9 protein-coding genes are annotated in these 13,198 nt (G+C 52.0%); 5 read left to right on the plus strand and 4 right to left on the minus strand.

Annotated elements, in window-relative coordinates; genetic code table 11:
* Position 1: 1 nt before the first annotated feature.
* Positions 2–1,720: an acetolactate synthase 3 large subunit gene (gene ilvI / locus ACMV8I_RS11615; protein ID WP_498865380.1), complete on the minus strand. Its 1,719-nt coding sequence runs from the start codon at positions 1,718–1,720 to the stop codon at positions 2–4.
* Positions 1,721–2,155: 435 nt separating this feature from the next.
* Complete coding sequence (locus ACMV8I_RS11620; protein WP_498865513.1) at positions 2,156–3,952, minus strand: AMP-dependent synthetase/ligase; 1,797 nt, start codon at positions 3,950–3,952, stop codon at positions 2,156–2,158.
* Positions 3,953–4,757: 805 nt separating this feature from the next.
* Here ACMV8I_RS11620 and leuA point away from each other — a divergent pair.
* Genes leuA through leuD form a run of 4 tightly spaced genes read left to right on the plus strand, consistent with a single transcriptional unit; the run spans position 4,758 to position 9,438 of the window.
* A complete protein-coding gene (leuA, locus tag ACMV8I_RS11625; protein ID WP_498865381.1) occupies positions 4,758–6,329 on the plus strand; it encodes a 2-isopropylmalate synthase in 1,572 nt (523 codons plus the stop codon).
* Between the two features lie 2 nt (positions 6,330–6,331).
* Complete coding sequence (leuB, locus tag ACMV8I_RS11630) at positions 6,332–7,423, plus strand: 3-isopropylmalate dehydrogenase (RefSeq protein WP_498865382.1); 1,092 nt, start codon at positions 6,332–6,334, stop codon at positions 7,421–7,423.
* A gap of 1 nt (position 7,424) precedes the next feature.
* On the plus strand, positions 7,425–8,825 hold the full coding sequence (gene leuC / locus ACMV8I_RS11635) for a 3-isopropylmalate dehydratase large subunit (RefSeq protein WP_498865383.1): 1,401 nt from the start codon (positions 7,425–7,427) through the stop codon (positions 8,823–8,825).
* 10 nt (positions 8,826–8,835) lie between these two features.
* A complete protein-coding gene (gene leuD / locus ACMV8I_RS11640) occupies positions 8,836–9,438 on the plus strand; it encodes a 3-isopropylmalate dehydratase small subunit (RefSeq protein ID WP_498865384.1) in 603 nt (200 codons plus the stop codon).
* A gap of 59 nt (positions 9,439–9,497) precedes the next feature.
* Here the strand turns inward: leuD and ACMV8I_RS11645 are convergent, their stop codons facing one another.
* Together ACMV8I_RS11645 and sgrT are read right to left on the minus strand one after the other, a co-directional pair.
* Positions 9,498–10,661: an MFS transporter gene (locus ACMV8I_RS11645; protein WP_498865385.1), complete on the minus strand. Its 1,164-nt coding sequence runs from the start codon at positions 10,659–10,661 to the stop codon at positions 9,498–9,500.
* Positions 10,662–10,927: 266 nt separating this feature from the next.
* A complete protein-coding gene (gene sgrT, locus ACMV8I_RS11650; RefSeq protein WP_498865386.1) occupies positions 10,928–11,128 on the minus strand; it encodes a glucose uptake inhibitor SgrT in 201 nt (66 codons plus the stop codon).
* A gap of 102 nt (positions 11,129–11,230) precedes the next feature.
* Between sgrT and sgrR the strand changes: the two genes are divergently transcribed.
* The gene (sgrR, locus tag ACMV8I_RS11655; RefSeq protein ID WP_498865387.1) at positions 11,231–12,895 is read left to right on the plus strand and encodes an HTH-type transcriptional regulator SgrR; all 1,665 of its coding nucleotides are present in this window, start codon (positions 11,231–11,233) and stop codon (positions 12,893–12,895) included.
* The last annotated feature ends 303 nt before the right edge of the window (positions 12,896–13,198 follow it).

The raw sequence follows: 13,198 nt of genomic DNA on the forward strand, positions 1-13,198 counted from the left end.
ATCAGGTCCTCTCCGTTTTGCTTAACCACATTTCGTCCATCCCACCGCCACGGATGTGCATCGGGTAAACGTGTTCCGTTTCATCCACGCTGATATCCACAAATACCAGACGGTTTTTCTGTGCCAGCGCCAGCGCCAGTTTGCTTTCCAATTCATCCGGGGTGCGAATGGCAATACCTACGTGTCCATAAGCTTCCGCCAGCTTGACGAAATCAGGCAGTGACTGCATGTAAGACTGGGAATGACGCCCAGAATAAATCATATCCTGCCACTGTTTCACCATGCCAAGGTAACCGTTGTTCAGGTTAACCACGATGACCGGCAAATCATACTGCAGTGCGGTAGACAACTCTTGAATATTCATCTGGATACTACCGTCACCTGTAACGCAGATGACCGTTTCATCCGGCAAGCCAAGTTTTACGCCCAGTGCAGCAGGTAAGCCGAAGCCCATGGTGCCGAGGCCACCGGAATTTATCCAGCGACGTGGCTTATCAAATGGGTAGTACAGCGCCGCAAACATCTGATGCTGGCCGACATCTGAGGTGACATAGGCATCCCCCTTAGTCAGACGGTGCAGCGTCTCAATGACCGCCTGAGGCTTAATGGTGCCGCTATTCTTGTCATAATCGAGACATTTTTTAGCGCGCCACTGTTCGATGCTCTGCCACCAGTCACGCAGCGCGTCGTATTCCTGCTTCTCTTCACTGTGTGCCAGCAGCTCAAGCATCTGCTCAAGGGTCTGTTTGGCATCGCCAACAATCGGAATATCTGCACTGACTGTTTTGGAGATTGAGGTCGGATCGATATCGATGTGCATGATGGTGGCATTCGGGCAGTACTTAGCCAAATTGTTGGTGGTACGGTCGTCAAAACGTACGCCTACGCCGAAAATAAGATCGGCATTGTGCATGGTCATATTGGCTTCATAAGTACCATGCATACCTAGCATGCCCACACTTTGACGATGGGTCCCAGGGAACGCACCCAGCCCCATCAGGGAACTGGTCACCGGCAAATTGAGTTTTTCTGCCAGTTGTAAAAGCTCAGCATGACATTCTGAATTGATGGCACCGCCGCCGACGTAGAGCACTGGTCTTTTCGCTGTCAGCAGCGTTTGCAGTGCGCGCTTAATCTGCCCGCGATGCCCCTGAACGGTCGGGTTGTACGAACGCAGACTGACGTGTTCAGGATAGGCATAAGGCAATTTTATCTGCGGACTCACTACGTCTTTTGGCAGGTCAACCACCACCGGACCAGGACGACCGGTGGATGCCAAATAAAACGCCTTTTTCAGAACGGTAGGAATGTCTTCTGCGCGTTTCACCAGGAAACTGTGTTTTACCACCGGGCGGGAGATCCCCACCATATCGCATTCCTGGAAGGCGTCGTAGCCGATAAGTGAACTGTGAACCTGGCCTGACAACACCACCAGCGGAATGGAGTCCATATAGGCTGTAGCAATACCGGTGATAGCATTGGTCGCACCGGGACCTGAGGTCACCAGTACCACACCCACATCGCCTGTGGCGCGGGCATAACCATCTGCCATATGAACAGCACCCTGCTCATGTCTCACCAGCACATGATCAATCCCGCCGACCGTATGCAGGGCATCGTAGATATCCAGCACCGCTCCGCCGGGATAACCGAATACGTGTTTAACGCCCTGGTCGATCAACGATCGCACGACCATCTCGGCTCCTGACAACATCTCCATGGTTTTGCCTCCAGGCTTTTTTGCTTCTATAAATAGGGTGACTTATTTTAATAAGTGAATTGCCAGGGTAAGTAAGCAACTCAAAAGAATGATGGAAATCATTTCCGGTCATTCCGGGTAAGAGGGCTAAGCCCTGATATTCTTATCGGATTACGCTAACTTAACCCAGTACCTTAACGCCTGAATTTAGGTCAGGCAAACGGCAAAATGCCGGAGTCACTACAGGGTTAATGTGTCACGCTGCTCTGCCCTGCTCTCTCAAGACAAAACACTGCCCAACAGAGACAACTACTCAGGATTATCAGGAAGGCGGGATAAATTACAGCATTAAATTATGGCTTAGCTGTGCAGCAATTTTAACGATGACCGCGTGATAAAATATTCAAAGTGACACAATCCCGGCGCGATAGGACTACGCCGGCTGAGTATGTAGCCTTATTCAGCATAGAAAGTATCGACCTCTTTCTTGTATCGTTGAAGGATAATTTTGCGCCGCAGCTTTAATGTCGGCGTCAACTCTCCGGCTTCCATGGTAAAAGGTGATGTCAGCAAAGCAAATTTTTTCACCTGCTCATAGCTGGCCAGTTCATGCTGAATTTCGCGGATACGATAGGTAAACAGCGACAGAATTTGCTCATTTTTCAGCAGACTGTCACGGTTGAGATAATCAATGTTGTGTGCCTGCGCATAGTCAATCAGCGCGTTAAAATCCGGCACAATAAGCGCTGAAACAAAGTGCTTGGCATCGGCGATCACCGCCGCCTGCTCGATATAACGGTCCTGAACTAACGTGCCTTCGATACGCTGAGGCGCAATATATTTACCGCCCGAGGTCTTCATCAGATCCTTTAAGCGTTCGGTGACGAACAGATTACCTTGCTCATCACGCTTTCCGGCATCACCCGTTTTGAACCAGCCATCGGCCGTATAACTGGCAGCGGTCTCTTCAGGCTTATTAAAATAGCCGCGAAAAAGCGTCGGCCCGCGCACCTGAATTTCATTTTCGTCGCCAATACGCACCTCAATAAGTGGCAACGACGTTCCGACTGAGCCAAACAGAAAATCCTTTTCCTCCCAGCAAGAGACCGTGGCACAGGTTTCCGTTAGCCCATAACCATATTTAATTTTAAGGCCGATGGATTCAAAGAATAGAATGATGTTGTCATCCAGACTGGCCCCGGCTGCGGGCAAAAACCGCAGATTGCCGCCCAACAGATCGCGCAGTTTGCCGAGCACCAACTTATCAGCCAGCGCGTACTGGCGAGTTTGCCACCAGGTCGCAACGGCCCCTTGCCTTTCAGTGAGGAATTTCCTGCGTCCGCAAGCCATAGCCCAGTGGAACAACTTCTTTTTTATATACCCGGAATGCGCGACCTTCTGCTTGATCGCGCTGAAAACTTTTTCATAAAAACGCGGCACTGCACACATGACCGTTGGTTTGACCGCTTGTAGCGCATCACGAACCCGATCGGTTTCCCGCAGGTAGACGTTCTGCGCGCCGCAATGCATAACGAAGAAGCTCCATGCTCGCTCGAAAACATGTGCCAGCGGCAAGAAGCACAAGGATACGTCGTTTTCTGACAGCGCCAGCCGTTGTTCATGTTGTTGGAGCTGCGTACCCATGCTGCGGTAATCAAGCATGACACCCTTGGGTTCACCGGTCGTGCCCGAGGTATAAATCAGGGTAAACAGGTCCTCCAAATGGCAATCGCCTGTCCTCGCCTGTAGCGTCTCGTCGAGAGAGAGATCGGTGACGGTCTGCGAATCCACATGGCGAGCTATAGGGACCCCGCGTAGATCAATGTCGGCATCCAGTACCAAAATATGCTGTAACTGCGGGCACAGTTCACGCAGTTGCATCGCAGTGTCAAACTCCGCTTGCCCGAGGATAAACAACGTGCGGATATCTCCATCATTGATGACATAGGCAGATTGCGCGGCAGTATTGGTGGAATAAATCGGTACGCTGATGGCACGCAGTTGCAAAATGGCCATATCGGCCAATGTCCATGCCATAGCATTGCTGCCGCAAATCGCGACACGCTCTTGAATGCCAACATCCAACTGCAATAACAGGCGTGATAAATGATCGACTTTTTTACCGGCTTCGCACCACGTCAGTGCGGTCTCGCGATCCGCTGACCATTCGCGAAAAGCGACATTGTCAGGTCGTGTGGAAAGCTGATGCCGAAAACGGGTAACAAGATGATAGTCATTCAACGTCGTGTTCATAATCTGCGAGCCTGAGAGGGAAAGGAAGAACAGCCAGCGGCAATAAATCCAAAGATCTATTTGCATTTGCTCACCAATATTAACAATTCGCGTAGTCTACCGGGACTGCTACGTCAGGCAAATCAAATTATGGCCCCGAAATATGAGAGGAACGAAAAGGTAAAAAGAGGCAGAAGTTCAATCCGGGGACGAGACTGCTGCGCGAGAAAAGCAAAAAAGTGAAATATCTCGTGCAGGATAAAAAACCATATAGAGCATCAGAATTAGAGATAATCACCCACAAGCTATAGCCGGCGTTTAATTGTCTTGCACTCACAATATGTCATCCCGGCTCAAGTAGCGTTAGCTTATATTTGCCTTTTTAACACCCCGGATAACGGTGATGGAAAACAATCTGGAAATAGGATCCTATCGTAGAATGTACTTTTCATAGCCACGTTATATGGTGTGTCGATTACTTCAGAAATGATTACCCAGCCAGAACATTCCACCAAATGAGATTCGCTCTCACATCCTGTTAATCTTCCTCCTCTGCCGTGAGAATTGTTGACACGAACGACGTATTCACGTATCAATTTAGGCCACGGTTTACCTAATTCCGATAACCATTATTCAAGAGAAGCTGAAACCCATGTCCATGATCACTCTCCTATCAGGCCTACTACTAAACGCAGAAAATTTGCGCGGTAAGCCAGTGGCAGAAAATCAGAACTGATTCCTCTTCCACAGACACTAAACCCGCGCCGATGCGCGGGTTTTTTTTTACCTCCACGGCGTGAAAGTAAAGCAGACAAGGAATCTACCCATGAGCCAACAAGTCATTATTTTCGATACTACGCTGCGTGACGGTGAACAGGCATTACAAGCCAGCCTGAGCGTTAAAGAGAAGCTGCAAATTGCCATAGCGCTGGAAAGAATGGGCGTTGACGTTATGGAAGTCGGTTTCCCGGTTTCTTCTCCTGGTGATTTTGAATCTGTGCAGACTATTGCGCGTCAGATTAAAAACAGCCGAGTTTGCGGTCTGGCCCGCTGTGTTGATGGCGACATCGACGCTGCTGCCGAAGCGTTGCGCGTTGCTGAAGCCTTCCGCATCCACGTTTTCCTGGCCACTTCTACCCTGCACATTGAATCCAAACTGAAGCGCTCGTTTGATCAAGTATTGGACATGGCGATCCACTCGGTGAAACGCGCCCGCAACTATACTGATGATGTTGAATTCTCCTGTGAAGATGCTGGTCGTACGCCGCTGGACAACCTGTGTCGGGTCGTTGAAGCTGCGATTAAAGCCGGTGCAACCACCATTAATATTCCTGACACCGTCGGCTACACCACGCCAACCCAATTCGGCGGTATCATTACTAACTTGTATGAACGTGTACCGAACATTGATAAAGCGATTATTTCTGTTCACTGCCACGATGATTTGGGCATGGCGGTCGGTAACTCCATCGCTGCGGTTCAGGCCGGTGCACGTCAGGTTGAAGGGACGCTGAACGGTATTGGTGAACGCGCCGGAAACACGGCGCTGGAAGAAGTGATTATGGCAATCCGTACCCGTTCGGAATACATGAACGTACACACCAACATCAATCACAAAGAAATCTACCGCACCAGTCAGATCGTCAGCCAGATCACCAACATGCCGATCCCGGGCAACAAAGCGATTGTCGGCTCTAATGCTTTCGCTCACTCCTCCGGTATCCATCAGGATGGCGTGCTGAAAAATCGCGAAAACTACGAAATCATGACCCCAGAATCTATCGGCCTGAATCAGGTTCAACTGAACCTGACTTCCCGTTCCGGCCGTGCCGCCGTGAAGCACCGCATGGGCGAAATGGGCTACAAAGAATCCGACTATAATATGGATCATCTGTATGCAGCGTTTCTGAAACTGGCCGACAAGAAAGGTCAGGTCTTTGACTACGATTTGGAAGCGCTGGTATTCATCAATAAGCAACAGGAAGAGCCAGAGTTTTACCGTCTGGACAATTTCAGCGTGCAATCCGGCTCCAACATTACGGCCACGGCTTCAGTCAATCTGGCCAGCGGCGATGAAATCAAAACAGAAGCCGCCACCGGTAATGGTCCCGTCGATGCCGTTTATCAGGCCATTAACCGCATAACCGGCTACCAGATTGAACTGATCAAATATCAGTTGACCGCCAAAGGTCACGGGCGTGATGCATTAGGGCAAGTTGATATCGTTGTCTCCTTCAATGGGCGCCGTTTCCACGGTGTCGGTCTGGCGACGGACATTGTTGAATCTTCCGCCAAAGCAATGGTCCACGTATTGAACAGCATTTGGCGCAGCAAGCAGGTAGAAATCGAAAAACAGCGCCTGCAAACCGAAAAACAAAACAATCAGGAAACGGTGTGAACATGAGCAAGACCCATCATATTGCCGTCTTACCCGGCGACGGCATTGGCCCGGAAGTCATGCAGCAGGCTTATAAAGTACTGGACGCGGTGCGTCAGCGTTTTGGCCTGAAAATCTCAACCAGCGAATACGATGTCGGCGGTGCCGCCATCGACAAACACGGCAGCCCATTGCCACCGGCTACCGTTGCCGGTTGTGAACAAGCTGACGCGATCTTGTTCGGTTCGGTCGGTGGCCCGAAATGGGAACACTTACCGCCAAACGATCAGCCAGAACGCGGTGCGTTATTGCCACTGCGTAAGCATTTCAAACTGTTCAGTAATTTGCGCCCTGCTCGCTTGTATCAAGGGCTGGAAGAGTTCTGCCCGCTGCGCGCTGACATTGCCGCCAAAGGTTTCGATATTCTGTGCGTACGTGAACTGACTGGCGGCATTTACTTCGGCCAGCCGAAAGGCCGCGAAGGCCAGGGCATGCATGAAAAAGCTTTCGACACCGAAGTGTATTACCGTTTTGAAATCGAACGTATTGCCCGCATTGCCTTTGAGTCCGCACGCAAACGCCGTAGCAAAGTGACGTCCATCGATAAAGCCAATGTGTTGCAGACTTCCATCATGTGGCGTGAAGTGGTTAACGAAATCGCGAAAGATTATCCGGACGTTAGCCTGAACCACATGTACATCGACAACGCGACCATGCAGCTAATTAAAGACCCGTCTCAGTTTGACGTGCTGCTGTGCTCTAACCTGTTCGGCGATATTCTTTCAGACGAATGCGCGATGATCACCGGCTCCATGGGCATGTTGCCATCGGCCAGCATGAACGAGCAGGCGTTTGGTCTGTTCGAGCCAGCAGGCGGTTCGGCACCGGATATCGCTGGCAAAAACATTGCCAATCCGATTGCACAAATTCTCTCGGCGGCCTTATTGTTGCGTTACAGCCTGGGCGCTGACGAAGCAGCAAATGCCATCGAACACGCGGTGAATAAAGCATTAGAAGCCGGCCACCGTACGGGCGATCTGGCGAACAGTAACAATGCAATTGGCACCAGCGAGATGGGTGACATTATTGCCCGTTTCGTGGCCGAAGGGGCATAACATGGCGAAGACCTTATATCAGAAATTGTTTGATGCGCACCTCGTGTATGAAGCGCAAAACGAAACGCCGCTGTTGTACATCGACCGTCATTTGGTACATGAAGTAACATCACCGCAGGCTTTTGACGGCCTGCGCGCGATGGGTCGCACGGTGCGTCAGCCGGGTAAAACCTTCGCGACCATGGACCACAACGTCTCCACGCAAACCAAAGATATCAATGCCAGCGGCGAGATGGCCCGTATTCAAATGCAGGAACTGATCAAGAACTGTGCGGAATTCGGTGTGCAGCTGTATGACCTGAACCACCCTTTCCAGGGTATTGTTCACGTGATCGGCCCTGAGCAAGGCATGACGTTACCGGGCATGACTATCGTCTGCGGTGACTCCCACACCGCGACCCACGGCGCATTCGGCTCGTTGGCATTTGGTATCGGCACCTCGGAAGTGGAACACGTTCTGGCGACGCAAACCCTGAAACAGGGCCGTGCCAAAACCATGAAAATCGAAGTGACCGGCGATGCCCCAGCGGGTATCACCGCGAAAGACATCGTGCTGGCGATCATCGGTAAAACCGGCAGCGCTGGCGGCACAGGTCACGTGGTCGAATTCTGTGGTAAAGCCATCGAAGCGCTCTCCATGGAAGGTCGTATGACCTTGTGCAATATGGCGATTGAGATGGGTGCTAAAGCCGGCCTGGTTGCAGCGGATGAAACCACGTTCGCCTACCTGAAAGGCCGTCAGTTTGCACCGAAAGGTCAGGACTGGGATGCGGCGGTTGAGTACTGGAAAACGCTTAAAACCGATGATGCGGCGAAATTCGACAGCATCGTCACGCTGGACGCGGCTGAAATTGCACCGCAAGTGACCTGGGGTACTAATCCGGGTCAGGTGATGGGCGTTAATCAGGTCATCCCGAGTCCGGCTTCCTTTGCCGATCCGGTGGAACGTGCTTCCGCTGAAAAAGCGCTGGCGTATATGGATCTGCAACCGGGCATTAAACTGACCGACGTGGCGATCGATAAAGTGTTCATCGGTTCGTGCACCAACTCACGTATCGAAGATTTGCGCGCTGCGGCAGCCGTTGCCAAAGGCCGTAAAGTCGCGGCCGGCGTACAGGCGATTGTGGTGCCAGGCTCAGGCCCGGTAAAAGCGCAGGCGGAAGAAGAAGGTCTGGATAAAATCTTCATCGAAGCCGGTTTCGAATGGCGTCTGCCAGGCTGTTCCATGTGTCTGGCGATGAACAATGACCGTCTGGAACCCGGCGAGCGTTGTGCATCCACCAGCAACCGTAACTTCGAAGGCCGTCAGGGTCGTGGAGGACGCACGCATCTGGTCAGCCCGGCAATGGCGGCGGCGGCGGCGGTGACGGGCCGTTTCGCTGATATTCGTGAACTGAACTGAGGACAACACCATGGCTAAATTTACCCAACACATCGGTCTGGTGGTTCCGCTGGATGCCGCTAATGTCGATACCGATGCCATTATTCCGAAACAGTTTTTGCAGAAAGTCACCCGCACCGGTTTCGGTCAACACCTGTTCAACGACTGGCGTTTTCTGGATGATGCTGGCCAGGTGTCTAATCCGGATTTCGTGCTGAACAAGCCGCGCTACAAAGGCGCGAGCATTTTACTGGCGCGTGAAAACTTTGGCTGCGGCTCTTCCCGTGAACATGCGCCGTGGGCGCTGACCGACTACGGTTTTCACGCAGTGATCGCACCAAGCTTTGCCGATATCTTCTACGGTAACTCGTTCAACAATCAACTGCTGCCTATCACCCTGAGCGATGCAGAAATTGATGAGCTGTTCGCACTGGTTAAAGAGAACGAAGGCATCACCTTTGAAGTGGATCTGGAAGCCCAGACTCTTAAAGCCGGTGGCAAAAGCTACCCGTTTGTGATCGACAGTTTCCGCCGCCACTGCATGATCAACGGTCTGGACAGCATTGGCCTGACGCTGCAACATGAAGAAAATATTTCCAGCTACGAGAAGAGTCAGCCCGTATTTATGAACTGAGGCTTTCCCGTAAGCATAAAAAACCCGCGTAAATCGCGGGTTTTTCTTTTCAGGAGGGTTCAAACATCTTTCACTTTATACATCAGTGCCAGTGCGATGACCGCCAGCGCCGTCGCCGCCCAGTACACCGGATAATGCCCGAAGCTTTCCACGATAAAACCCTGCAACAGGCCCGCGCAAATCACGCCGGTAGAGATACTGTTGGTGAATAATGTGGTCGCTGAACCCGCACGCCCTGGCATCAGATCCTGAAAATAGAGCATGCCGATACCTGCAACGATGCCGATGAAAATCGCGTTAAACAGTTGCAGGATCATCAGTGCCGCTTTGAATTGAAACACCACCAGCCCCGCGTAGAACATCACCCCACTCGCCACCGCGTACAGCATCAGTTTGCGTTTTCCAGTACGTTTAACCAGATAACCTGCCAGTAACATTGCCGGAATTTCCAGCCCCGCAGCCGTCCCCATTAACAACCCGGCCAGCCCTTCAGGCAAGCCCAGCTCACTGGTGATATACAGTGGCATATCAATAACATACATGACATTACAGGTCCACATCAGCAATGAGGCGAAGAACAGCAGGCGCACATCTTTATTACGCCACGCACTGACCGGCACCACTTTTTCATCTACCGACTGCACGACACGCGGCACCGATGGCAGGAAGAAAACGATCATGAATATGCTGCCGACAAATACCGCCGCCGCACTCAGATACATCGGCGTAAAGCCGTAATTGAGCGCCAGCATGAAAGACAGCGGCGGGCCGAGCACCCAAGCCAGCGACAGCATTGCACGCATCATCGAGCTGAACATCACCACTTCGCTGGACGAACGATCTGCATGCTCTCGCGCCAGTGCAAAAAGCTGCGGCATTGACGCATTACCCACCGAGGCCAGCAGGACACCCACCGTGATCAGCACCAGATAGTCGCGGCTGAACGCAAAGACCAGACTGTTACCGATGGCCATCATGCAGCAAAAAATCAATAACTTACGGCGATCACCTTTGTTATCGGACCGGTTCGCCAGCAGAAAACTGATCGCAATCCCGGCGATAGCGTTGACGGTATAGAAAAACCCCACCCACAGCGGCCGGACTTTCACCTCATTAGTCAGAAACAGACTGAGCGTCGGCGCCTGTAGCGCGCCCGCTATACCACACAGCAAGGACACCACCAGAAAGGTGACATAAATTGCATTAATACGAGGTTTTGACATGATGTCATCCCTGAGAAATGAAAGTCTTACAATGAAATATACAGTGTATACCCAAAACAGTTCGAGCTGCAGGAAGGCGGCAATCGCGCGAATCCCGATGAGCTGACATCAGTCAGTAATTCGGGTGGTAAGAGCAGCCAACGCATCTGCGGCTCGAAATGTGAAGGGGATAATGGGCATAAAAAAACCAGTGAGTTACCCCACTGGCTGGTGAAAATTCACCATTACTCAGAAAATCGAATTCGGTTAAGCATATTTTGCCGCTATCAGATCCTGCGACGATACTCCTCGTCATCCAGCGACTCCATATCCCACTGCGTGAGCCGGGACAGAATATCCATCCGATATTCCACCGGCACCCATGACAGCCAGTCAGCATGATTTTTGGCCGCGTTCTTTTCGATGGCTTCGCTACTTATTGCAGAGAAATAGCGCCTATAAAAACGGGCATTCAGAGTGTGTTTCATGATGACCTCCGGATATTCACAACAGGCTTTCGTTGAGAAACAGTATCGGCGTAATATGAGGAAAGATAAATTGATGAAGATCGGCAATGGAGATCCTCTTTTATGGCCTCATCGCGTTTGCAGCAACAGTTCATCCGGCTGTGGCAATCCTGCCACGGTGAAGAAACCGAAACCACGCTGCAGGCACTGTCAGAAATACTGAGCTGCTCGCGGCGGCATATGCGCTCTTTGCTTAATACCATGCAGAAACAAGAATGGTTAACGTGGGATGCCGCCGCCGGGCGCGGTAAACGTTCAAAACTGACGTTTCTCTATACCGGGCTGGCACTGCAGCAGCAGCGCGCTGAAGAACTTCTTGAGCAGGATAAAATCGAGCAGTTGGTGCAGCTGGTAGGCGATAAAACGCAGGTCCGGCAGATGCTGCTTTCGCAACTGGGACGCAGCTTCCGCCAGGGCAAACACATCCTGCGCGTGCTGTACTATCGCCCGCTGTTTAACCTGCTACCCGGCACCCTGTTACGTCGCTCAGAAACCCATGTCGCCCGGCAAATATTCAGCGGCCTGACGCGAATAAATGAGGAAAAAGGGGAAGCAGAAGGTGATTTGGCCCACCACTGGCAAGAAATAACGCCATTGCACTGGCGGTTTTATCTGCGTCCGGCGATCCATTTTCATCACGGCCGCGAGCTGGAGATGGCCGACATCATTGCCACCTTTAAGCGTCTGAAACAATCACACCGGCTGTTCAGCAATCTCGCTTCCGTCACGTCACCCACACCTAACGTGATCGACGTCAACCTGCTCACGCCCGATCGCTGGGTGCCTTGGCTGTTTGGCAATGTTCACGCCATGATCCTGCCGCAGGAGTGGAAATCTCTGCCTGACTTTGCCCGGCATCCGGTCGGCACCGGCCCATACGCCGTGGTGCGTAACCAGAAAACCCAGCTGTGCATCCGCGCCTTTGATGACTATTTCGGTTTTCGTGCGCTGATCGACGAAGTGAATATCTGGGTGCTACCCGAACTGACCGAAGAGTTGGTTTCTTCCGGCGTACAGTTGCAGGCGGATGAATCCGGCAAAAGTGAGCTGGAAAGCCGCCTTGAAGAAGGCTGTTATTTCCTGCTGTTCGATCAGCGCTCGCCCGTCGGAAGAGAGGATGAAACCCGCCAGTGGCTGTGTGATTTACTGAGTCCGATTGCTTTGCTCAACGCCGCAGAGCCTATTTATCAGCGCTATTGGTCACCTGCTTACGGCCTGCTGCCGCGCTGGCATCATAAAAATCCGCAACCGCGTCCACCGAAGCCAACAGGTCTGACTCAGATCACGCTGACGTTTTACAGCGAGCACTCGGAGCATCAGGCAATCTGCAATGCCTTGCGTCCGCTGCTGACAACAGAGGGTATTGAGCTGATTATTCAGGTGGTCGATTACGCGGTCTGGCAACGGGGCGACGCACAAAGCGATTTGTGGCTTGGCAGCGCTAACTTCACCCTCCCGCTGGAGTTTTCCTTGTTCGCAACTTTCTTTGAGCTGCCGTTAGCCGCGCACTGTTTCAGTCACGATATGGCCGAAGACGCAGCATTGTGGCATGCGGGTAAATTCTCGATGGCCGAATGGAGCCAAAAACAGATCACCGCTCATCACATTCACCCGCTGTTCCACCACTGGTTAGTGTTGCAGGGACAACGCAGCATGCGAGGCGTGCGCATGAACGCTCTCGGCTGGTTCGACTTTAAATCTGCCTGGTTTGCGCCACCCGACAGTTAATCGCACTATCGCATCGCTCCGTTAATCTCTAGAATGACATCCGTTCTCAACGGGGTGCCAAAAATTTTGTTAACGCAGCGATGTAAACGCCGCGAGCAAGTGTTCAGCCGGTGAAGGCCAGCGCGCAGAAAGCGGAGCGTACACAAAGTACGTGAGCATTTCGAGCACTGCCCGACGCCGGATCAACACATGCGCAGCAAGTTTGGCTGAGATTTAGACCCGTCGAACCTGATCCGGTTGATACCGGCGGAGGGATTTGAGACTGCGCGATGCTCACTCAAAATCCTTTGCCCCTTTATTTTT

It is taken from the genome of Ewingella sp. S1.OA.A_B6 (assembly GCF_049889095.1).
GTDB lineage: Bacteria > Pseudomonadota > Gammaproteobacteria > Enterobacterales > Enterobacteriaceae > Ewingella.